This is a genomic window from Mesorhizobium sp. M0040 (assembly GCF_040323505.1).
Lineage (GTDB): Bacteria > Pseudomonadota > Alphaproteobacteria > Rhizobiales > Rhizobiaceae > Mesorhizobium.
Genome location: NZ_JAMYVA010000003.1, coordinates 14,946 through 37,345 on the forward strand (window position 1 = coordinate 14,946; position 22,400 = coordinate 37,345).

Below are 22,400 nucleotides of genomic sequence, written 5' to 3' on the forward strand. Positions count from 1 at the left end.
CTGGAGACGAGCACTTGACCTGGGCGCGGCTGAAGGACGATATCGGCACGCGGATCGCTGGCCTGACGCGGCCGACGCGCTCGGACTGGATCTTTGCCCTGCGCACCGTTTCGGCCGGCCTCATCGCGATTTTGGCCGCCTATGCGCTGAAGCTCGACCACCCGCAATGGGCGATGATGACGGTGTTCATCGTCGCACAGCCGGTCGCCGGCATGGTGCTGGCGAAGGGGTTTTATCGTCTCCTCGGCACGCTTGCCGGCGCGCTGGCGGCGATCGGCATTACCACTGTTTTCGATGCCAACCCGTGGTTGCTGGTTGCAGTTCTTGCCGTCTGGATCGGCATCTGCTCGCTGGTCTCGTCGCTGCTACGCAATCCGGAAGCCTATGGCGCGGCGCTTGCCGGCTACACCGCGATGATCATCGGCCTGCCGGCTTTCGGCCAGCCGCACCTCGTCATCGATCTCGCCGTGGCGCGCTGCGCGGAAATCGTGCTTGGTATCGTCTGCGCTGCGCTGACCAGCCGGCTGATCCTGCCGAAACTGGCCGCCGACGCCATCATCTCAAGACTGAAACGCAGCATTCTCGACCTGGCGGCCTATGCGGACGGCGCTTTTTCCGGCGGTGATGCGGAAAAGCTTGCCGGGCTGCACCGCAAGCTGATCGGCGACGTCCAGACGCTCGGCGAGATGCGCACCTACGCAAGGCTGGAGGGGCCGAGCCTCGCCACCCGCGCCTATCCGGTCCGGCGTACCATCGGCCAGCTTCTGTCGGCCCTGTCAGCGGCGCGTGCGCTGCATGCCCACGCCGCCGCGCCGAAGAATGCAGCCCTCATCCCCGTTCGCGCCGAGTTGCAGGCCGTTGTCGGCGAACTGGTAGCCAAGCCGGGCGCGCTGGACGATACGGCGCCCTGGGTGGCGCGGCTCGACGCAATCGCCGGCAAGGCGCGGCAGATGCCTGACATCGCGGCCGGGCAAGACATTAACTGGGCTGGCACTGTCACACGCCTGACCATTGCCGCCGACTTCGCCGAGGCAATGCAGCAAGTGCTGCGCGGCCTGGATGCACTGCGCTCTCCCCCGTCTCGTGCCAGTCGCGAACGGCGGCAGCCAGCGCTGGTGGTGCACCGCGATTACCGTGCGGCATCGCGCAATGCCGTGCGCGCAGCAATCGCCACGCTCCTGGTCGCCGGCTTCTGGCTGGCGACGAAATGGTCGGACGCGACCGGCACGGTCATTCTGGTCGCCGTCGTCTCCAGCTTGTTCGCCGCGCGCGCCGATCCGATCCGGTCGGCATGGAACTTCTTCGAGGGCACGTTGCTCGCCCTGCCGTTCGCGTTTGTGGTCGGGCAGATAGCACTTCCAGCGCTGCCGGGCTTTGGCTGGTTCGCGGTTTTCGTCGTCCCGATCCTGGTGCCAGCGGCACTGGGCATGGCCAATCCGCGCTACGTCGGCGTGGCAACGGCCTTTGCCATCAATTTCCTCGCCTTCCTCAGCCCACATCAGGTCATGACCTACGATCCGGAGCCGTTCCTCGCCAATTCGGCAGCGGTCCTTGTCGGCATTCTTCTGGCGATCGGCGTCTTCGCCGTCGTGCTGCCCGCCGACCCCTGGGTTACAGTCAACCGCATCCTGCAAACCATGCGCGAAGATCTTGCACGCCTTTGCCTGCACGACCGCCTGCCGCGGCGATCGGCCTTCGAAAGCCTTGCCTACGACCGGATCAACCAGTTGATGCCACTGCTGCAGAACGCCGGCAAGAAAGGCGACGCGGTTCTCGGCGGCGGCATAGCTGCGGTTACCGTCGGCCTCGAAATCCTACGGCTGCGCAACGCGCAGCAAAGTTCCGCGATCCCGCCTGAAACAGCACTTTCCATCGCCAATTTCCTGCGCGGTCTGGCACGCGAGCTGCTGTTCAGGCGGCCCGGCGAGCCGCAGACGGCGACCGTCGCAGTCGCCAGGCAGTATGCAGCAGGCATCGCGGAGCGCAGCGTCGCGGCCGAAATGCTGCAGACCGCCGCCTCGCTGCGCATCATCGCCGCCGCGATTGAGGATTTTCCGGATTTTTTCGCGAAGGACCGGGTTTAGGCAGCAGCGATCGCCAGCGCGTGCCCGCGTGCGTTCTCGCGCAGCGCGTCGAGATGGATCGATTTGACCAGCCCGGCGAGATCGCCTTCTGCGGACTGTCCGCCCAATTCCTTCAGCATCAGCCAACTGACTTCCTGGACGCCGGCGAGGCGTTTGCCATTGGCGACCTCGCGCCAGACCTTCAGCGCGCGCAGAATGATGGCGTGGGTGGCGGCGGTAAGCCCGGCACTGCGGAACAGTGCCTGCAGAGCCACGTCATGCCCGCCGGCCAGCAGTGCTCTCACCCGTTGTTCGGACTGTTGGCTGAGCGCGACCAGCGCCGAACCAAAGAAGTCGACCTTGCCGTGCGCAATGGTGCGGACGACGAAGCTTGCGGTCAGGTCGCCGCGCAGGCGCAGATGTTCGACAAGTGCGGTATGTTCCTCTGTCCGCGTGCCTTCGATCAGCGTCACCGAAGCCTTGATGCAAGCATCGCGCGTGACGCGCTCGGCCCTGGCGGCGCCCATCAGCGCCAGCACCAGCGGCGACCCCTTGAGCATCTCCCCGAGCTTGACCAGCAGCATATGCCGGCAGTCGGCGGGCAGGCGCGCGTCGGCAATCAGCGCCTCGCGCACTAGAGGCAGATGGCCGTGCCGCTCGGCCATGCGGCGAAAGCTGACGGATGCGATGTCGGCGCCGCTGTTGGCGAGCAGCGTGGTGCAAGCCTCCGGCTCACCGATCTCGGCGATCGCCGCCGCGACCGACATCGAGACACGCGGCCGGTCGGCGATCACCTTCTGCGTCGCTTTCTGGGCGCCGGCAACCCGATCGATCAGGTCGGCATCGGTGAGCAGCGGCGAGCGCGCCAGCACCAAGGCTGCGACTTCCGGTTGGTCCGAGGCCAGCGCGCTGACGATCTGCGGCGGCGCATGATGGCTCATGGAAAGCGCGTCGGCGATCGCCAGCCGCACCTTCGACGATACGTCATCGAGCAGCAACGTCAGCGCCGCCTCGGCAGCGCAGCGGTCCTCGAAAGGCAGCTCCGAGTCGACATAGGCGCGAGCCAGCGCGCTTGCCGCCGCAGCACGCTCCGACACCTTCGCCGTATGGATCCATTTCAGGAAATGCGAAACGACCATGTCGCCTGCTTACGCCCCTTGCCAGAACGCTTCTGACCCTGGCGGAGACCGTAGGCACAAATGGTTTACGAACGGTTCACCATGTTCGTTAACTGGCTTGCGAGCCCGATATGCAACGCCTATCAACCCTGAAGCAGCGGAGGAGATCGACCATGGCCGGGCTTTATCTTGAGGAGTTCGCTGTCGGCCAAGTGTTCACGCACACGCTGCGCAAAACCGTGACCGAAAGCGACAACATGTTGTTTTCGGTGATGACGTTGAACCCGCAGCCGCTGCACATCGACTTCGACTTCGCGGCGAAGAGCGAATGGGGCAAGCCGCTGGTCAATTCGCTGTTCACGCTTGGCCTGATGATCGGCATCTCGGTCAATGACATCACCGTCGGCACCACCATCGCCAATCTCGGCATGAAGGAGACGGTGTTTCCGCACCCCGTCTTCCATGGCGACACCATTCGCGTCGAGACCACGGTGGTTTCGGTGCGTGAATCCAGATCGAAGCCGGACCGCGGTATCGTCGAGTTCGAGCACCGCGCCTATAACCAGAACGATGTGCTGGTTGCCAAATGCACGAGGCAAGCCATGATGATGAAAAAGGCATAGCCGATGCGTTCTCTGCTCTTCGTTCCCGGCGATTCGGAAAAGAAGCTGGAGAAGGGCTTTGGCGTGGGCGCCGACGTGGTCATCATCGATCTCGAGGACTCGATTGCTGCGCAGAACAAGGGGTTGGCGCGCGACACAGCGGCGCGTTTTATCGGCGCGCACAGGCACCGGACCAGCTCCGCGATCTATGTGCGCGTCAATGACCTTTCGACCGGACTGACCGACGACGATCTGGCGGCGCTCGTGCCAGCAAAACCAGACGGCATCATGCTGCCTAAGTCGAACAGCGGACTGGATGTCCAGCATCTCTCGGCCAAGCTCAGGGTGCACGAAGCCGAAAGCGGCCTGCCGGATGGAGCGATAAGGATCCTGCCGATCATCACAGAAACGGCCGCAGGCGTCTTGGCCGCAGCGACCTACGCCCGTGCAAGCGCGCGGCTTGTCGGCGTCACCTGGGGGGCGGAAGATTCGTCGGCGGCGATTGGCGCGCGCGCGACGCGCGACGCGAATGGCCGCTACACGGATGTGTTCCGCCTCGCCCGCACCATGACCATGCTTGCCGCAAGTGCCGCGGAAGTCGCGGCAATCGACACCGTCTTTCCGGATTTTCGCGACATGGCCGGCTTCGAGGCCGAATGCGCCGAGGCCGAGCGCGACGGTTTCACCGGCAAGATGGCCATCCATCCGGCGCAGGTGCCGGTCATCAACGCCGCCTTCACGCCTTCGGCGCAAGCGGTGAAAAGCGCCCTGGCGATCGTCGAGGCGTTCGAGGCGGCAGGAAATCCCGGCGTCGTCGGCATCGACGGCAAGATGTACGATCGGCCGCATCTCAAGCTCGCCGAACGGCTCCTGGCGCGAGCCAAGGCAGCGGGGCTTGACGCTTAGGGTCTGTTCCGCGCCGAAATTATCCCACCCACGGCCCTGAATAGTCGGCATAGAGCTTTGCTGGATCGGGCCGCGGTCGTTCCGGCGCTGGCCCCTGGTAGGAGCCGATATGGACGAAGCCGACGACCCGCTCATGCGGCGCCAGGCCGAGGATCGCCCTGCCCTCGGGCACGTCGGAATACCAGTTGCTGATCATGTTGGTGCCGTAGCCCAGCGCATTGGCGGCAAGCATCAGGTTCATCGCCGCCATGCCGCCGGACAGGAACATCTCCCATTGCGGGATCTTTGGGTTTTCCCTGGGGATAGAAATCACGCCGATGACCAGCGGCGCGCGCGAAAAGCGCGCCAGTTCCTGGTTGCGGCGGCCTTCCGGCAGCGGCCCTTCGCGCTGATCGGCAAGTTCTGCCAGCTTCTTGCCGATCTCGATGCGAGCCTCGCCGCGATAAAGGATGAAACGCCAAGGCTCCAGCCGGCCATGGTCCGGCACCCGCGAGGCGGCGGCGATCATCGTCGCGATCTCCGCATCGCCCGGTGCCGGTTCTTTCAAATCCGGGATCGGCGCGGAATTTCGGGTCAGCAGAAGATCGATGATCGGCGACGCCATGGGCGCAAGTCTCCTGGAATTTGAGCTGAAGCGCACCATCGGGACATCGGGCGGCTTGGGCATTGGCGCGGCGCGCCGGACAAAGAGCCCTGTAGCAGAAGCCGACCGGACTCTTAAGCCTTGAAATTGCCACCGCCTTGGGCTTCAACGCAAGGCATGTTTGAGGGGACATTGCGTATTTTCCTGATAGGGCTCGCTGCCGCACTGTTGATGGTGCCGGTTTCGCTTGCCGTCGCCCAGGATGTGGACGGCCTCGGCGAGCTGAAGCTTCCCGGAATTTCGGGCTATGCGCCTCCGAAAAGCGAGACATCGCTGGCATTGGGCAGCAGCGGGGCGATCACGCTGTCGGCGCAATTGACCGACAAGGGCACCGACATCACGCGCGGCATAGTCTGGCGCGTCTTCAAACCCGAATCGGCCAGCGACGGCAAGCTGCCGATGGTCGCCTCCGCTCATGGCGGCACCGCCATATTCCAGCTCGAGCCGGGTTCGTATCTGGTCCACGCCTCCTACGGGCGGGCCGGCGCCACCAAGCGCATCACCGTCGGCAAGGAAGCCAAGCGCGAGAGCCTCGTGCTCGATGCCGGTGGCCTCAAGCTCGATGCCGTGCTGTCGGGCGGGGTACGCATACCGCCGAAGAAGCTGCGCTTCTCGATCTATGAGAGCCATACCGAGCCCGATGGCGATCGCGCGCTGATCATACCCGATGTCGAGCCGAACAGCGTCGTGCGGCTCAATGCCGGCACCTACCACGTTGTTTCGACCTATGGGGCGGTGAACGCGGTCATCCGCTCCGACATCCGCGTCGAGGCCGGCAAGCTGACCGAAGCGACGGTCGAGCACCGTGCCGCCGAGATGACCATGAAGCTGGTGCGCGAGCCGGGCGGCGAGGCGATCGCCGACACCTCCTGGTCCCTGCTCAACGAGTCCGGCGATCCGATCAAGGAAACCGTCGGCGCCTTTGCCTCGATGGTGCTGGCCGAGGGCGACTACACCATCATCGCCAAGAACCGCGACCGCATCTACCAGAAGGACTTTACCGTGGTGGCCGGGCACAATCAGGACATCGAAGTTCTGGCCACCGAGGCTTCGGCCATCGATTCCGAGGAAGGCGCCGACTAAAGCCGCGCCCCTCTAGGCTGCTTTGCGCATGCGTCGCGCCAGCAACTGCGCGCGGCCACGCGGTACGGCCGAAGGCAGGTCGAAGACGCAGCGGTGAAGGCGGTCGAGCAAGATCTTGCGGTCGCGCAGCGGCTTCCAGTTCGTCCCACTCCAGCACGTCGCCGATGCGCACGTCGATCGATCTTGCCGGATAGGCTCGCGGCGTGACAGGCATATGAAAATGGCGGTGGATCGCTCCACCGCCATTCGTTGCTGGTCGACTGGTTCAGGCCGCGCGGCGCTTGCGGTCGGGTGTCACCGCCTCGTCGCCAAGCAGCTTCACGGCGGCTGCGAGGCCGAGTGATTCCTGGTCGCGCGACCCGAGACGACGGATATTGACCGTTTCTTCCTCGGCCTCGCGCTTGCCGCAGACGAGGATGACCGGCACCTTGGCCAGCGAATGCTCGCGGACCTTGTAGTTGATCTTCTCGTTGCGCAGATCGGCTTCGGCGATCAGCCCCGCCGCCTTCAGCTGCGCAACGACCTTTTGGGCGTAATCGTCGGCATCGGAAGTGATCGTCGCCACCACCACCTGCAGCGGCGCGAACCAGAGCGGGAAATGGCCGGAATAATTCTCGATCAGGATGCCGAGAAAACGCTCCATCGAGCCGCAGATGGCGCGATGCACCATCACCGGCTGCTTCTTTTCCGAATCCGAGCCGATGTAGAAGGCGCCGAACCGTTCCGGCAGGTTGAAATCAACCTGCGTGGTGCCGCATTGCCAGTCGCGGCCGATGGCGTCCTTCAGCACATATTCGAACTTCGGCCCGTAGAACGTGCCCTCACCCGGATTGACGCCCGTCTTGATCCGGTTGCCCGACCGCGCCGCGATCTTGTCGAGCACGTCCTGCAGCACGCCCTCAGCATGATCCCACATCGCGTCGGTGCCGACCCGTTTTTCGGGGCGGGTCGCCAGCTTGACGGTGATTTCGTCGAAGCCGAAATCGGCATAGGTCGAGAGGATCAGATCGTTGATCTTGATGCACTCGTCGGCGAGCTGTTCCTCGGTGCAGAAGATGTGCGCATCGTCCTGGGTAAAGCCGCGCACGCGCATCAGCCCGTGCAGCGCGCCGGACGGCTCATAGCGATGCACATTGCCGAATTCCGCAAGTTTTACCGGCAGATCGCGGTAGGATTTCAGCCCGTGCTTGAAGATTTGGACGTGACCGGGGCAGTTCATCGGCTTCAGCGCAAACACCCGGTCGTCGTCGGTGTCGTCGCCAGCAACCGTCACCTTGAACATGTTGTCCCGGTACCAGCCCCAGTGGCCTGACGTCTCCCACAGGCTCTTGTCGAGCACCTGCGGCGCGTTGACCTCCTGATAGCCCTGTTCGTCGAGGCGGCGACGCATATAATTGACCAGGTTCTGGAACATCCTCCAGCCCTTGGCGTGCCAGAACACGACCCCGGGGCCCTCCTCCTGGAAGTGGAACAGGTCCATCTCACGGCCGAGCTTCCTGTGGTCGCGCTTCTCGGCCTCCTCCAGCATCGTCTGGTAGGCTTCGAGCTGCGCCTGGTCGGCCCAGGCGGTGCCGTAGATGCGCGTCAGCATCGGGTTGTTCGAATCGCCGCGCCAGTAGGCACCGGCGACTTTCATCAGCTTGAAGGCGCTGCCGATCTGGCCGGTCGCGGCCATATGCGGACCGCGACAGAGGTCGAACCATTCGCCCTGCGCATAGATCTTGAGATCCTGATCCTCTGGGATGGCGTCGATCAGCTCGAGCTTGTAGCGCTCGCCCTTGTCGGCAAAGATCCTTTTCGCCTTGTCGCGCGACCAGACCTCTTTGGTGAACGGCTTGTTGCGCGCAATGATCTCGCGCATCTTCTTCTCGATCACCGGGAAATCGTCGGGCGTGAACGGCTCGTTGCGGGCAAAATCGTAGTAGAATCCGTTTTCGATCACCGGCCCGATGGTCACCTGCGTTCCCGGCCAAAGTTCCTGCACGGCTTCGGCCAGCACATGGGCTGCATCGTGGCGGATGAGCTCCAGCGCACGCGGGTCCTCGCGGGTGATGATCTCGACTTTGGCCGATCTGCCGATCGGGTCGGAAAGATCGCGCACTGTGCCGTCGATCGAATAGGCGACGGCCTTCTTGGCCAGCGACTTCGAGATCGATTCCGCCAGGCCGGCGCCGGTCATCGCCGCGTCGTAATCGCGAACGGAACCATCGGGAAATGTCAGGGAAACGGAATTCAGCATAAGATGCTCCTATCCAGTCCCGCAAACGAGCGCGGGTGGTGAAATGCATGTCGCCCAAGACTGCTTAGCGGTTTTGGGGCTACGACATGCATCAGTAAGAGCCGGATGCGTCCGGCGGCGAGCGGTCTTTTATGGGCAGTTTTCGGCGCCGTAAAGCCGGATGTAGATCACCTGAGGAGATTCGGCAGATCTTTCAGGAACATCGCCCGCGTCTTGAGCCCCTTTGGCGTGTCGGAACGTTTCGTATCGACTACCAGGCGGGCAAAGACGATCTTGCGAGCATCGGTCTGCGCCCAGCCGACAAACCAGCCAAGCGAGCGCTTGTCGGCGCTGTCGCCGAGCCTGGTCGTTCCAGTCTTGCCCTGCACCGTCCAGCCGCCTGCCCGGAAGGTCGGGACAATCGCGCTGGTCATCGCATGGGCCTTGTCCGAGACCGGCAGTTTCCGCGCCAGCAGCTTGCGCAGGAAATCGACCTGCTCGACCGGAGATATCTTGAGCGAAGAATTCACCCAGGAATGGGTGAGGCCGTCATTCTTGCCGGCAGTGCCGGAGACTTCGGTGTTACCATAGTCCAATCTGGACACATAGCCGGCAAACTGTTTGCTGCCGAGCCGGCGCGTAATCTCGCGTGAGAACCAAAGGACCGAATCCCTTTCCCAGATCGTCGGGTCGACGGTCTTGCGGTCCCGTTTCGGGGCATTGAACTCTGCCTTGTACTCCCAGCTTGGCGTATGCTCGTCGCTCAGGATTCCAGCATCATAGCCGATCAGCGCCAGCGGAACCTTGAATGTCGAGGCGGGGCTGAAGCGTTGATCGCAGGTCCCTTGGCGATACAGCGTCTCGCCGCTTGCGGCGTCGACGATCAGCGTGCATTCGACGTCCCCGAGCGGCGCCGATTGCGCACGGATCGGAAAACCCATCAGCCACGCCAGGACATAGAGAACCACGGCGAAAACGAAGGGAAGACGATCTATCCGGCGCATTTGGTAATCTCTCCTGAAGGGTGTCAGGAGCGGCTTAGCGAGATGTCTTGTCTCGATTTTGTCTCAAATGCGCTATGTCAGCGCAAGCTGCGGTTAACCCTACCAGATCGTAAAAAGCGATCCCTTTGTGCACCGCACAGCTGCGGTCAACTGTCCAGGTCGCCGCGTTTTTTCCCGATCCGCCAGTACCGCCATGGCGTGAACCAGAGGTAGCGATCAGCCAGTGCCTCAGGCACCCGGTCGATGCCGTGCGTGCCGAACGGTCCGCAGCGCAGCACCCGGAAAAACCCCATCCAGCCGCCGGCCCACAGCCCGTGGCGGGCGATCGCTTCGTGCGCGTATTCGGAACAGGTCGGCAGATGCCGGCAGGAATTGCCGACGAAGCCGGACAGCGTCAGCTGGTAGAGTCGGACAAGCGACGTGCCGAAGACGCGGCCCGGCGTCTTGCGCCACGGGCCGGGCCAATTGCGTCCTTGTCGAATCGGTCTGGCGCCGTGCGCTTGCCGATGTTGGCCGACCACCGCAGTCTCCACATCGCGTTTCCCTACGCGATAGATGTGCGAATCGGGCCAGGAAGGCAATGCCGTTCCGGCAATCCGGTCATGGCCTGGTACGGCGAACCGGGTAGCGGTCGGGCGTCGGCCTTCGACATACGGGGACGCTGGTCGGCGGCCTCTCCTCGCACCAATCCCTATGCGGTTTCTCGTCGTACCACTGAAACGTCGCGATCCGCAGGACATCGCCCAGAACGTTGAGAAACTGGATCATGGCGGCACTCCTTGAGCACCGATTAGAGCGCCGCTGGCCTTGCTCTTCAAACGAGTATAACGTCCACGTCAGATAACTCTGAGTTATGCGAATGAAGCGCGGACACCTCCCCCTGACGGCTCTCAGAAGCTTCGAAGCAGCCGGTCGTCACCTGAGCTTCAGCCGTGCGGCCGAGGAGCTTTATGTTTCGCAGGCGGCGATCAGCCGACAGATCCGCGAGCTCGAAACCTTCCTGCGCCAACCTTTGTTCTTCCGCCATCATCGCCGCGTCGAGTTGACCGACACCGGCCGGCGGCTGCACGACCAGTTGGTCAGAAGTTTCGAGGGCATCGACAGGCTGCTTTCGGAATTGACGGCGGCCCCGACGCAGTCCGTGGTACGTGTCAGCGTCGAGCCATCGCTCGCATCCGTATGGCTGGTGCCGCGGCTCAACCGGTTTCGCGAGTTGCGACCCGACATCGACGTTTCCCTTGAGGTCGACCCGAGGTTGATAGAGTTTCGCAGCGATCAGCCCGAACTTGCCCTACGTTTCAGTGCGCACGCCACCTCATGGCCACGCAGCGAAGCCGAACAGCTTGCCGCGGTCGTCGATTCCCCAGTTCTGTCGCCGGCACTTCTTGCATCCGGCCCAGCTCTGGAAAAGCCGATCGACCTTGGTCGCTATACATTGCTGCACGAAGAAAACCGTCAGGCTTGGGCGCGCTGGTTCGAAGCGGCGGGCGTGACGGCTGATGCCGTGCCTGCGCGCGGCCCGATGCTGGCCGATGCTTCGCTTTCGAAGCAGGCAGCCTTGCTTGGACATGGTGTCGCGCTGGGCGATCTTTTGCAGATCGGCGAAGAACTTGCGTCCGGCGCGCTGATCAAGCCTTTCGACATCGACGTCGCGTCGGGCGCCTATTGGCTAGTGGCCAGAAGGCTGAATGACCTTTCCGAGCCGGCCAGGGCTTTTGCCGACTGGGTCCGGGCGGAATTCGCCGAAAGCCGGCGTTTTCTCGCCAAGGTTTAAGCCGCCTCTTCCGCCCGCTTCTTTTCGATCTGGCCGATCGCGTCGACCACTGCGTCGAAGGTCAGCATGGTCGAGGCGTGGCGCGCCTTATAGTCGCGCACCGGCTCCAGGTATTTCAGGTCGGCGAAGCGGCCTTCGGGCGGCGGGCCATTTTCCTTCAGCATCTTCAGCATCGTCTCGCGCACGCTGCGCAATTCTTCTGCACTGGCGCCGACGACGTGCTGCGCCATGATCGAAGACGACGCCTGGCCAAGCGCACAGGCTTTCACGTCATGCGCGAAATCGCTGATGACGCCGTCATCCATCTTCAGATCGACGGTCACCGTCGAGCCACACAGTTTGGAATGTGCTCGTGCGGTTGCGTCGGGCCGGTCGAGCCGGCCGATCCGTGCGATATTTCCGGCAAAACCCAGAATTTTCGCATTGTAGACATCGTCGATCATATTTTTCCAATCCGTCGCCGCCCAGCGAACAGCGATTGCCGCTCTGGCGTCTTCCTTTCGCTCGGCACGAACATATATAATGGCGGTAGTCGGGTATCGACAAGGCGACCACAAACCTCGTCGTGCCCAAATCTGTTCACGCCACTTACGGGCTGGAAACCGGGCGAGTTTCTAACACCCGAAAGGTCGTGGTCCGTTCAACTCGTTCCTCCTAAGAGAGGAACTACGGGAGACGCCTTTATGGACGCCGTTATCAAGAAACTCATGCCGCAGTCGGCCTATATGGAAAAGCCGGTCACCGACCGGCCAAGCGAGGCCGAAGTCGAAGCCGCGGTGCGCACCTTGCTGCGCTGGACCGGCGACAACCCTGACCGCGAGGGTCTGATCGACACGCCGAAGCGCGTCACTAAGGCGTTCCGCGAAATGTTCAACGGCTACGACATGTGTCCGGCCGAGGAACTCGGCCGCACCTTCGAGGAAGTCGCCGGCTACGATGACCTCGTGATCGTCAAGGACATCACGTTCCACTCGCATTGCGAGCACCACATGGTGCCGATCATCGGCAAGGCGCATGTCGGCTATCTGCCGGACGGCAAGGTCGTCGGCCTGTCCAAGATCGCCCGCGTCGTCGACATCTTCGCCCATCGCTTGCAGACCCAGGAAGCGATGACGGCGCAGATTGCCGGGGTCATCCAGGACGTGCTCAATCCGCGTGGCGTCGCCGTCATGCTCGAGGCCGAGCATATGTGCATGGCCATGCGCGGTATCCGCAAACAGGGCTCCACCACGCTGACCTCGACCTTCACCGGCGTCTTCAAGGATACACCCGAAGAGCAGGTCCGCTTCGTCACCATGGTGCGCGGCGGCGGAACTGATCAGACCCGCCCCACCTTAGTTAAATAAGGACCGGCGAATGTCGGCATTGGAGTTCCCGAAAGCTCCCTCAGACAAGAAGGCGCTTGAGGAAGGCACGGTCCTTTCGCCGCGCTTCGATGCCGGCGGCCTCGTCACCGCCGTCGTCACCGATGCCGAAGACGGCATGCTGCTGATGGTCGCGCACATGAATGCCGAGGCACTGGCGCTGACGCTCGAGACCGGCCTCGCGCACTACTGGTCGCGTTCGCGCAACGCGCTGTGGAAGAAGGGCGAAACCTCGGGCAATGTCCAGGAGGTTGTCGAGATGCTCACGGATTGTGACCAGGACGCGATATGGTTGCGCGTCAAAGTGCTGGGTCACCAAGCAACTTGTCACACCGGCCGACGTTCATGCTTTTATCGGACGGTGGGGCTGAGCGATGGCAAAGGGACACTTGCCAGCGACGGCAGCAAGCCGCTGTTCGATGCGGAAAAAACGTATCAAAAGCGCAATACACCATCAATATGAACCATTCGCAGCACTTCAGCCACGTATATTCATGATTTCGATACGGCCCGCCTATAGGATGGCCGTGGGACAAGGGAGATTGTGATGCTCGACTGGGCGTCATTGCGCAACAGACCTGACGTTCGGGAGGCCAATGGCCTCTCCTCGGCCGCGGGCGCATCCGAAACCAAATCTCCGGGCAAAACAGGGATTTCGCTGGCATTGGGCGGCGGCTGTGCGCGCGGCTGGGCGCATATCGGCGTGCTGCGCGCGCTTGACGAAGCCGGCATCGAAGTGTCGATGATCGCCGGCACCTCGATCGGCGCGCTGGTCGGCGGCTGCTATGTTGCCGGCAAGCTTGACGAGCTGGAAGAATTCGCGCGCAGCCTGACCAGGCGGCGCATTTTTGGCCTTCTCGACCTCAATCTACGCGGCAGCGGACTGTTCGGTGGCATGAAGCTCGACGCACGGCTGCGCGAGCACATAGCCGGCATCCGCTTCGAGGACCTGCCAAAACCGTTCGTCTGCGTCGCTTCCGAAATCCGTACCGGCCATGAAATCTGGCTGTCGAGCGGCTCGTTGAGTACCGCAATGCGCGCCTCCTACGCGCTGCCCGGCGTGTTCGAGCCGGTCGCCTGCAATGGGCGCGTGCTGGTTGATGGCGCACTGGTCAATCCGGTGCCGGTCTCGGTCTGCCGCGCCTACGAGCAGCCGCTCGTGGTTGCGGTGAACCTTCACTACGATCTGTTCGGCCGCGCCGCTGTGATCAAGCACAATGCCGGCGAGTTGGTCGTCGAGAAAGACGCGCCGAGGGCCGGCCACGCCGATCCCGAACGTCAGTCGCGCGAGACACGGCTCGGCATCACCGGCGTCATGGTCGAAGCCTTCAACATCATCCAGGACCGCATCTCGCGCGCCAGACTGGCCGGCGATCCGCCGGACATATCGCTGCAGCCGAAGCTCAGCCATATCGGCCTGACCGAATTCCACCGCGCAGACGAAGCGATCCGTATCGGCTACCAGGCAACGATGGCGCAAATCGGCGAATTGACCCGGCTGCAGACCGTCCTCGCCTAGGCCGAGCGGTCAGAGCTCTCAGGCAAGCGCCGCGTCGACGATGCGGAACTGCACCGTGCGGTTGCCGTTCCAGTGATTGCCCGACAATGAGCCGGCGACGTGCACCGGTTTGCCCCTGTTCTTGAACAGGAATTCGCCGAGCGCAGTATCGAGGGCGCGAAAGGCGATCGCCTGGATGCGGCCGCCACTTTCCGACTGCAGGTCGGCGCGGATGTGGTTGGTGCCGACCGCCCGCGCATCAACAAGCCGGTGACGCGGCAGCGCGAACACCGGCGAGACATGCCCAGCGCCGAACGGCCCTGCCCTCTCTAGTGCATCGAGCAGCCCAAGCGTGGCACCCTCGGCGGCTAGCGCACCGTCGATCGCCAGGCTCTCCTCGCCTTGCAGCCGGAATACATCCACCGCCGCGCGTTCTTCGAAGAAAGCCCTGAGTTCGCCGAGCTTCGCCCGCTCGACAGTGATGCCGGCCGCCATTCCGTGGCCGCCGCCCTTGACGATCAGCCCGGCATCGGCGGCCTCGCGCACCAGCCGGCCGAGGTCGAAGCCAGACACTGAACGGCCTGAACCGGTACCGACACCATTGGCGTTGAAGGCGATGGCAAACGCGGGCCGGCGCGCATGGTCCTTGAGCCGCGAGGCAAGCAGGCCGACAATGCCCGGGTGCCAGTTGCTGCTGGCTGTGACCACGATGGCCGGACCATTGCCGCCGGCAAGCTCGGCGTCGGCCTCTGAGCGCGCCGCGGCCAGCATCTCCTGCTCCATCGACTGCCGTTCCTGGTTGAGCCGATCCAGCGTCTCGGCGATGGTGCGGGCTTCGACCGGGTCGTCGGTGGCAAGCAGGCGGCTGCCAAGTGCTGCGTCGCCGATGCGCCCGCCGGCGTTGATGCGCGGACCGATCAGAAAGGCCAGATGGAACGTGCTGATCGGCTCGCCTATACGCGAGACCCGCGCCAACGCCGCCAGCCCTTCGTTTCTCTGCTGCCGCGCCACCTGCAGCCCCTTGACCACGAAGGCGCGGTTGACGCCGGTGAGCGGCACCACGTCGCAGACTGTGCCCAGCGCCACCAGATCGAGCAGGGCAAGCAGGTCCGGCGGTGCGGCATCGGGCAAGCGGCCGCGCAGGATCTTCGCGGTCTGCACCAGGCAAAGGAAGACGACGCCGGCGGCACAAAGATGGCCTTGGCCGGAAAGGTCGTCCTCGCGATTTGGGTTGACGACCGCAGCCGCCGCCGGCAACGGCCCGCCGACCTGATGGTGATCGAGCACCACGACGTCGGCGCCGACGGCCTTCGCCGCGTCGATGGAAGCAGCACTATTGGTGCCGCAATCGACGGTGACGATCAGCGTCGCGCCGCGCGAAACGAGTTCGCGCATCGCTTCCGGATTGGGGCCGTAGCCCTCGAAGATGCGGTCCGGTATGTAGATCTCCGACGCCACCGAGAAATGCGCGAGAAAGCGCTTGAGCAGCGCCGACGAGGCGGCGCCGTCGACATCGTAGTCGCCAAAGATCGCCACCTTTTCTCTGGCCATCACCGCCTGGGCGATGCGAGCGGCGGCCCTGTCCATGTCGGTCAGCGATGCCGGGTCGGGCAGCAGGTTGCGGATGGTCGGATCCAGAAACTGCTCGGTCTGCTCGGCGGTGACGCCACGCCCGGCCAGCACGCGTGCCACGATATCGGGCACGCCATACCCTTGCGCGATGGCGAGCGCGGCCATGTCCTGACGCTCGGTCAGCCGGTGTTCCCAGGAAACGCCGGTGGCCGACTGCCTGACATCGAGGAAAAAGCGTCTTTCCCCCGTCACGTGACGCGCCGTCTGCAATTTGTCATTGCGCACAGTATGCAACGGCTAACTGAGTCGAAATCAAAACTTTTCCAGATCCTGGTGCCTGGCCTTGATTTCGCGCACGGTCCGCGATGACGATCGCAGGACGATCGTGTGCGTGGTGATGAAATTGCGGCCGAACTTGACGCCGGCCAGCATATTGCCGCCGGTGACGCCGGTCGCGGCAAACAGCACGTCGCCGCGTGCCATGTCTTGCGTGTGGTAGATCCGTTTAGGGTCGGAGATGCCCATCTTGGCGGCGCGCGCCAGCTTTTCCGGCGTATCGAGGATCAACTTGCCCTGCATCTGGCCACCGGTGCAGCGCAAGGCGGCAGCTGCGAGCACGCCTTCCGGCGCGCCGCCGGTGCCGAGATAGATGTCGATGCCGGTCTCGTCCGGGTCGGTGGTATGGATGACCCCGGCGACATCACCATCGCCGATCAGACGAATTGCGGCTCCGGTCGCCCGCACGGCTTCGATCAAGGCGCCATGGCGCGGCCGGTCGAGAATACAGGCGGTGATCTCCGCCACCGGCACGCCCTTGGCCCTGGCCAGGCTGGCGATGTTTTCGGCCGGCGAGGCATCGATGTCGATGATGCCGTCGGCATAGCCCGGGCCGATCGCGATCTTGTCCATATAGACGTCCGGCGCGAACAAAAGGCTGCCTTTTTCGGCAATGGCGATAACGGCCAATGCGTTGGGCAGGTTCTTGGCGCAGATCGTCGTGCCTTCGAGCGGATCGAGCGCTATGTCGACAGCCGGGCCTTTGCCGGTACCGACCTCCTCGCCAATATAGAGCATCGGCGCCTCGTCGCGCTCGCCCTCTCCGATCACCACCGTGCCGTTGATGGCAAGACGGTTAAGCTCCTGCCGCATGGCATCGACCGCGACCTGGTCGGCGGCTTTCTCGTCGCCACGTCCGCGCAATCTGGCGGCCGCGACCGCGGCGCGTTCGGTGACGCGCACCAATTCCATGGTCAGTATCCGGTCGAGGCCGGCGACAATGTTCTGGGCCACATTCATCGATGGACAATCCTCGTTGGCACTTTGTTTTTATTATGCATGTCGTTGTCCCAAAACCGCTGCCCACTTTTGGGCGACATGCATTAGCCTCCCGCCAGAGACGCGCTTCTTGTGTCAAAGCCCCGTGACAACAGCAAGACCTGCGCTGGACCTTTTTGAAAGCACAGCAATATCAATCGATTAAACGCAAAATGTGAGACTGCTATCCGGCCCGCTCGATGCGGATGACTTGCGGCTTGTCGGTCAGAAGGCTGTCCCTGGTGATGCCGTCGACCGCCTTGCGCACCGCCGCCTCGGTCGTCTCGTGGGTCACCAGGATGACGGTCTTCTGTGCCTCGGTTTCCGGCCCGGCGGCATGCTGGACGATCGATTCCAGCGAAATGTCGTTGTCGGCCATGCGCTTGGCTATTGCCGCGAAGACGCCGAGGCGGTCGTGTACGGTCAGCCGGATGAAATAACCGCCGGCATGGCTGCGCATCTGCGCTTTCTTGTAAGGCTTCAATTCCTTCGCCGGCCGGCCGAAGACCGGACCATGCTGGAAGCCAGGCCGGCTCTTGGCGATGTCGGCAATGTCGCCGATCACCGCCGACGCGGTGGCGTTGCCGCCGGCGCCAGGGCCGGAAAGCAGCAATTCGCCGAGGATGTCGGTTTCGATCGCCACCGCATTGGTGACGCCGTGCACCTGCGCGATGACCGAGGCCGTCGGCACCATGGTCGGGTGCACGCGCTGCTCGATGCCGCTTTCGGTGCGTTGGGCGACGCCAAGCAGCTTGATCCGGTAGCCGAGATCGCCGGCCGCGCGGATGTCGGCCTGGCTGATGTTGGAGATGCCTTCCATGTAGATATCGTTGGCGGCGATCTTCGTGCCGAAGGCAAGGCTGGTCAGGATCGACAGCTTGTGCGCGGTGTCGTGACCCTCGATGTCGAAGGTCGGGTCGGCTTCGGCATAGCCCAGCCGTTGCGCATCCTTCAGGCAGGCATCGAAAGACAGGCCCTCGGCTTCCATGCGCGTCAGAATGTAGTTGCAGGTACCGTTGAGGATGCCGAAAACGCGGGTCACCGAATTGCCGGCCATCGCCTCCCGCATTGTCTTGATAACCGGAATGCCGCCGGCCACCGCCGCCTCGTAATTGAGCAGCACGCCTTTCCTCTCGGCGATCTCGGCCAATGCCACCCCGTGTTTGGCAAGCAACGCCTTGTTTGCGGTGACGACATGTCGGCCGGCCTCGAGCGCCGCTTTGACGGACGAGCGTGATGGGCCTTCGTCGCCGCCGATCAGCTCGACGAAGACGTCGATCTCGGCGGTCTGCGCCATCTTGACGGCGTCGTCGAACCACTGTGCTGTGCCAAGATCAACGCCGCGGTCGCGTTTGGGATCGCGGGCCGAAACCGCCGACACGACGATGTCGCGCCCGCACTGCCGCGTCAGTTCGGCCGCCTTGTCGCGCAGCACGCGGGCCACCGACGCACCGACGGTGCCGAGCCCGGCAATTCCAACACGCAACGCTTCAGCCATATCCGGCGACGCCCCATTCAGTCGGTTGATGTGTAGAAAATCAGCGATGCGCGGCGAGCGGCACGACGTTATTCGGCTGCTTGGCGCTGGATGCGAGGAAGCGCTTGATGTTGCGCGCCGCTTGCCGGATCCGGTGCTCGTTTTCGACCAGCGCGATGCGCACGTGATCGTCGCCATGCTCGCCGAAGCCGACGCCCGGCGCCACCGCGACGTCGGCGTGCTCGATCAGGAGCTTGGAGAACTCAAGCGAGCCCAGGTGCTTGAACGGCTCCGGGATCGGCGCCCAGGCGAACATCGAAGCCGCCGGTGCGGGAATGGTCCAGCCGGCGCGGCTGAAAGCGTCGACCATGACATCGCGGCGTTTGCGGTAGACGTCGCGCACTTCGGCGATGTCGGCGCCGTCGCCGTTGAGTGCATGCGCCGCCGCCACCTGGATTGGCGTGAAGGCGCCGTAGTCGAGATAGGATTTCACTCGCGTCAGCGCCGAGATCAGCCGTTCATTGCCGACCGCAAAACCCATGCGCCAGCCCGGCATCGAAAAGGTCTTCGACATCGAGGTGAACTCGACGGCGACGTCTATGGCGCCCGGCACCTGCAGCACCGAAGGCGGCGGATTGCCGTCGAAATAGATCTCCGAATAGGCAAGATCCGACAGGATGATGATGTCGTTCTTCCTCGCGAAGGCCACCACCTCCTTGTAGAAATCGAGCGAAGCGACCAGTGCCGTCGGATTGGACGGATAATTGAGGATCAGTGCCAGCGGCTTCGGGATCGAATGGCGGATGCCGCGCTCCAGGGCCGGGATGAAGCCGTCGTCCGGCTCGACCTGCAGCGAGCGGATGACGCCGCCCGACATGATGAAGCCGAAGGCGTGGATCGGATAGGTCGGATTAGGGCAAAGGATCACATCGCCGGGGGCGGTGATCGCCTGCGCCATATTGGCAAAGCCCTCCTTCGAGCCGAGCGTCGCCACCACCTGGCTGTCCGGGTCGAGCTTCACGCCGAAGCGGCGGGCATAGTAGTTGGCCTGGGCACGGCGCAGGCCCGGAATGCCGCGCGACGACGAATAGCGGTGCGTGCGCGGATCGCGCACCACCTCGCAGAGTTTGTCGACGATGGCCTTGGGCGTCGGCAGGTCCGGATTGCCCATGCCAAGGTCGATGATGTCGGCGCCGCGCGAACGGGCGCTGGCCTTCAGCCGGTTGACCTGTTCGAAGACATAGGGCGGAAGCCGGCGGACCTTGTGAAATTCTTCCATGGCAGTTCCAGACAGTGAGGTTGCGGTCGCGCGTATAAGCTTATTTGCAACTAGGGTCGAGAGCGGGGTCGCATTTGCCTTCGATCTGCTTCAGCGCCTCGGCGCCGTGTTTTTTTGCCAGCTGGTCCAGCGCTGCCTGGTCCGCAACCTTGACGCCGCCGCCCTTGGCGGCCTGGCTCTGCTCCTCGGCCTTCAGTTGGGCGAGCTTGGCGTTCTTTTCCTCGTCGGTGAATTGCTCGGCCGCCACCTGCGGCCGGATGTTCAGGTTCGGATAGGAACCGGTGTCCTTCGCGCCGACAAGGCCGGTGGCGGGCGCTGCACCTTCTATGTTGCTGCTCGTGCAACCGGCCATCGCCAACAGGACGAGCGCCATGCGGCAAAAACGACCAGTGCCGGAAAAAACGTTCTTGCCAATATTAATCGTCATATTGTTTTCCTGGCGGCCGGGTTAGAGCACATTGGACCCTGTTCGATATCCCATGGTAATATGTCAACAAAACGCTTCGGGAGGAACCCCGCGAACCATGTCCAAAACACCCGATTCGGGCAAAGCGGAAGATGACCAACCTTCGACCGTCGAGCAATATCTGGTGAAGGACCCGGAACGCTTCGCCCTGAACATGGCCCGCATGATCGAGCAGGCCGGCAAGGCCGCCTCGGCATGGGCCGAGCCGCGGGAAAAGGGCGAGGTGCGCGATCACGTCGCCGAGCCGGTCGTCGACATGGTGAAGACGTTCTCCAAGCTCACCGAGTACTGGCTCTCCGACCCGCAGCGCGCGCTGGAGGCGCAAACGCGGCTGTTTTCCGGCTACATGACCGTCTGGGCCAACGCCGTCCAGCGCATCGGCGCCGGCGCCGAGGACGCCGAGGACGCGGTCAAGCCCGAGCGCGGCGACAAGCGTTTCCAGGACCCGGAATGGGGCCGCAACGCCTTCTTCGATTTCCTCAAACAGGCGTATCTGGTCACCTCGCGCTGGGCGGCCGAACTGGTCGAGCACGCCGACGGCCTGGACGAGCACACCCGCCATAAGGCCAGCTTTTATGTCAGGCAGGTGTCCAACGCCATCTCGCCGTCGAATTTCATCCTGACCAATCCGGAATTGTTTCGCGAGACTGTCGCCTCGAACGGCGAAAACCTGGTGCGCGGCATGAAGATGCTTGCCGAGGACATCGCCGCCGGCAAGGGCGACCTGAGGCTGCGGCAGGCCGATTATTCGCCTTTCGAGATCGGCAAGAATCTCGCTACCACGCCCGGCAAGGTGGTCGGCCGCAGCGACGTCGCCGAGATCCTGCAATATGAGCCGGCGACTGACACCGTGCTCAAGCGGCCGCTGCTGATCTGCCCGCCATGGATCAACAAATACTACATCCTCGACCTCAACCCGCAAAAATCCTTCATTCGCTGGGCAGTCGAGCAAGGCCACACCGTCTTCGTCATCTCCTGGATCAACCCGGACGAGCGGCATGGCGCCAAGAGCTGGGAGGCCTATATCAGGGAGGGCCTGCAATACGGCCTCGACACGATTGAAAAGGCCACCGGCGAAAGGCAAGTCAACGCCATCGGCTATTGCGTCGGCGGCACGCTTCTGGCGGCGGCCCTGGCGCTGATGGCGCAGGAAGGCGACCACCGCATCAAATCCGCCACCTTCTTCACCACCCAGGTCGATTTCACCTATGCCGGCGATCTAAAAGTGTTCGTCGACGAGGAACAGGTCGCGGCCGTCGAAAAGGCGATGAACGAAAAAGGCTATCTCGACGGCACCAAGATGGCGACCGCCTTCAACATGCTGCGCTCGGGCGACCTGATCTGGCCCTATGTCGTCAACAACTACATGCGCGGCAAGGATCCCCTGCCCTTCGACCTGCTGTACTGGAATGCCGACTCGACCCGCATGGGCGCTGCCAACCATTCTTTCTATTTGCGCAATTGCTATCTCGAGAACAGGCTTTCGCAAGGCATGATGGAACTGGCGGGCCGCACGGTTTCGCTGAAGGACGTTACCATGCCGGTCTACAACCTCGCCTCTAAGGAGGACCATATCGCGCCGGCGCTGTCGGTATTCCTCGGCTCGAAATATTTCGGCGGCGAGGTCGATTACGTCATGGCCGGCTCCGGCCACATCGCCGGGGTCGTCAATCCGCCGGCAGCGCAGAAATATCACTACTGGACCGGCGGCAAGCCGGCCGGCGACTTCGACCAGTGGCTCGCCGGGGCCACCGACCATCCCGGTTCCTGGTGGCCGCACTGGCAACGCTGGATCGAAGCCAAGGACAATACCCGCGTACCGGCCCGCAAACCGGGCGAGCATATGCAAGTTCTAGGCGAAGCCCCCGGCACCTATGTCAAGGTGCGCGTGTAACCATCTGTAATGTGTGGTGAGTTGACGCGCCGCCAAAAGCGGGCGAAATGGTGCCGTCAACCCTGAGCAGCCTTGATTCATCCTCTAGCCGCCAAAGTACTTTGAGGCTTGCAGATTTGACACAG

The 22,400-nt window shown here is 63.3% G+C and carries 20 protein-coding genes; 9 read left to right on the forward strand and 11 right to left on the reverse strand.

Annotated features, from left to right (window positions below):
- Positions 1-14 precede the first annotated feature (14 nt).
- Positions 15-2,084: an FUSC family protein gene (locus NKJ91_RS03360; protein ID WP_352454446.1), complete on the forward strand. Its 2,070-nt coding sequence runs from the start codon at positions 15-17 to the stop codon at positions 2,082-2,084.
- Here the strand turns inward: NKJ91_RS03360 and NKJ91_RS03365 are convergent.
- Positions 2,081-3,202 (reverse strand): DUF2336 domain-containing protein, encoded by a 1,122-nt coding sequence (locus NKJ91_RS03365; RefSeq protein ID WP_352454447.1) that lies wholly within the window; start codon positions 3,200-3,202, stop codon positions 2,081-2,083. The two genes, NKJ91_RS03360 and NKJ91_RS03365, sit on opposite strands and share 4 nt — an antisense overlap.
- Before the next feature lie 110 nt (positions 3,203-3,312).
- Between NKJ91_RS03365 and NKJ91_RS03370 the strand changes: the two genes are divergently transcribed.
- Together NKJ91_RS03370 and NKJ91_RS03375 are read left to right on the forward strand one after the other, a co-directional pair.
- On the forward strand, positions 3,313-3,804 hold the full coding sequence (locus tag NKJ91_RS03370; protein WP_502901046.1) for a MaoC family dehydratase: 492 nt from the start codon (positions 3,313-3,315) through the stop codon (positions 3,802-3,804).
- A gap of 3 nt (positions 3,805-3,807) precedes the next feature.
- The gene (locus NKJ91_RS03375) at positions 3,808-4,689 is read left to right on the forward strand and encodes an HpcH/HpaI aldolase/citrate lyase family protein (protein ID WP_352454449.1); all 882 of its coding nucleotides are present in this window, start codon (positions 3,808-3,810) and stop codon (positions 4,687-4,689) included.
- 19 nt (positions 4,690-4,708) lie between these two features.
- On the opposite strand, the gene NKJ91_RS03380 is transcribed toward NKJ91_RS03375, so the two are convergent.
- Positions 4,709-5,293 (reverse strand): nitroreductase family protein, encoded by a 585-nt coding sequence (locus tag NKJ91_RS03380; RefSeq protein ID WP_352454450.1) that lies wholly within the window; start codon positions 5,291-5,293, stop codon positions 4,709-4,711.
- 156 nt (positions 5,294-5,449) lie between these two features.
- Between NKJ91_RS03380 and NKJ91_RS03385 the strand changes: the two genes are divergently transcribed.
- Positions 5,450-6,415 carry an RgsD C-terminal domain-containing protein gene (locus tag NKJ91_RS03385; protein ID WP_352454655.1) on the forward strand — a complete coding sequence of 322 codons (966 nt, stop codon included), beginning with the start codon at positions 5,450-5,452 and terminating at the stop codon, positions 6,413-6,415.
- Between the two features lie 265 nt (positions 6,416-6,680).
- Here the strand turns inward: NKJ91_RS03385 and thrS are convergent, their stop codons facing one another.
- From thrS to yidD, 3 genes are all read right to left on the reverse strand, one after another.
- The gene (gene thrS / locus NKJ91_RS03390; RefSeq protein WP_352454451.1) at positions 6,681-8,654 is read right to left on the reverse strand and encodes a threonine--tRNA ligase; all 1,974 of its coding nucleotides are present in this window, start codon (positions 8,652-8,654) and stop codon (positions 6,681-6,683) included.
- A 167-nt stretch (positions 8,655-8,821) separates the two neighbouring features.
- Positions 8,822-9,637, reverse strand: coding sequence for a class D beta-lactamase (gene blaOXA, locus NKJ91_RS03395; RefSeq protein WP_352454452.1), 816 nt, complete (start codon positions 9,635-9,637; stop codon positions 8,822-8,824).
- 146 nt (positions 9,638-9,783) lie between these two features.
- Positions 9,784-10,170: a membrane protein insertion efficiency factor YidD gene (gene yidD, locus NKJ91_RS03400; RefSeq protein WP_502903550.1), complete on the reverse strand. Its 387-nt coding sequence runs from the start codon at positions 10,168-10,170 to the stop codon at positions 9,784-9,786.
- Positions 10,171-10,496: 326 nt separating this feature from the next.
- Here yidD and NKJ91_RS03405 point away from each other — a divergent pair, with 326 nt between their 5' ends.
- On the forward strand, positions 10,497-11,411 hold the full coding sequence (locus tag NKJ91_RS03405; protein ID WP_352454453.1) for a LysR substrate-binding domain-containing protein: 915 nt from the start codon (positions 10,497-10,499) through the stop codon (positions 11,409-11,411).
- Here the strand turns inward: NKJ91_RS03405 and NKJ91_RS03410 are convergent.
- Positions 11,408-11,854 (reverse strand): iron-sulfur cluster assembly scaffold protein, encoded by a 447-nt coding sequence (locus NKJ91_RS03410; protein WP_352454454.1) that lies wholly within the window; start codon positions 11,852-11,854, stop codon positions 11,408-11,410. The genes NKJ91_RS03405 and NKJ91_RS03410 overlap by 4 nt on opposite strands.
- Positions 11,855-12,094: 240 nt before the next feature.
- Between NKJ91_RS03410 and folE the strand changes: the two genes are divergently transcribed.
- From folE to NKJ91_RS03425, 3 genes are all read left to right on the forward strand, one after another.
- On the forward strand, positions 12,095-12,757 hold the full coding sequence (gene folE, locus NKJ91_RS03415) for a GTP cyclohydrolase I FolE (RefSeq protein WP_023678880.1): 663 nt from the start codon (positions 12,095-12,097) through the stop codon (positions 12,755-12,757).
- A gap of 10 nt (positions 12,758-12,767) precedes the next feature.
- Positions 12,768-13,238 carry a phosphoribosyl-AMP cyclohydrolase gene (gene hisI, locus NKJ91_RS03420; RefSeq protein ID WP_352454455.1) on the forward strand — a complete coding sequence of 157 codons (471 nt, stop codon included), beginning with the start codon at positions 12,768-12,770 and terminating at the stop codon, positions 13,236-13,238.
- 84 nt (positions 13,239-13,322) lie between these two features.
- Positions 13,323-14,294, forward strand: coding sequence for a patatin family protein (locus NKJ91_RS03425; RefSeq protein WP_352454456.1), 972 nt, complete (start codon positions 13,323-13,325; stop codon positions 14,292-14,294).
- Positions 14,295-14,312: 18 nt separating this feature from the next.
- Here NKJ91_RS03425 and recJ read toward each other — a convergent pair whose 3' ends face one another.
- From recJ to NKJ91_RS03450, 5 genes are all read right to left on the reverse strand, one after another.
- On the reverse strand, positions 14,313-16,097 hold the full coding sequence (gene recJ / locus NKJ91_RS03430) for a single-stranded-DNA-specific exonuclease RecJ (protein ID WP_352454457.1): 1,785 nt from the start codon (positions 16,095-16,097) through the stop codon (positions 14,313-14,315).
- 60 nt (positions 16,098-16,157) lie between these two features.
- Positions 16,158-17,141 (reverse strand): class II fructose-bisphosphatase, encoded by a 984-nt coding sequence (gene glpX / locus NKJ91_RS03435; RefSeq protein WP_352454458.1) that lies wholly within the window; start codon positions 17,139-17,141, stop codon positions 16,158-16,160.
- 202 nt (positions 17,142-17,343) lie between these two features.
- The gene (locus tag NKJ91_RS03440; protein ID WP_352454459.1) at positions 17,344-18,657 is read right to left on the reverse strand and encodes a homoserine dehydrogenase; all 1,314 of its coding nucleotides are present in this window, start codon (positions 18,655-18,657) and stop codon (positions 17,344-17,346) included.
- A gap of 40 nt (positions 18,658-18,697) precedes the next feature.
- Complete coding sequence (locus NKJ91_RS03445; protein WP_023678886.1) at positions 18,698-19,915, reverse strand: LL-diaminopimelate aminotransferase; 1,218 nt, start codon at positions 19,913-19,915, stop codon at positions 18,698-18,700.
- Between the two features lie 40 nt (positions 19,916-19,955).
- A complete protein-coding gene (locus NKJ91_RS03450; RefSeq protein ID WP_023678887.1) occupies positions 19,956-20,342 on the reverse strand; it encodes a hypothetical protein in 387 nt (128 codons plus the stop codon).
- A gap of 97 nt (positions 20,343-20,439) precedes the next feature.
- Between NKJ91_RS03450 and phaC the strand changes: the two genes are divergently transcribed.
- The gene (gene phaC / locus NKJ91_RS03455) at positions 20,440-22,275 is read left to right on the forward strand and encodes a class I poly(R)-hydroxyalkanoic acid synthase (protein ID WP_352454460.1); all 1,836 of its coding nucleotides are present in this window, start codon (positions 20,440-20,442) and stop codon (positions 22,273-22,275) included.
- The last annotated feature ends 125 nt before the right edge of the window (positions 22,276-22,400 follow it).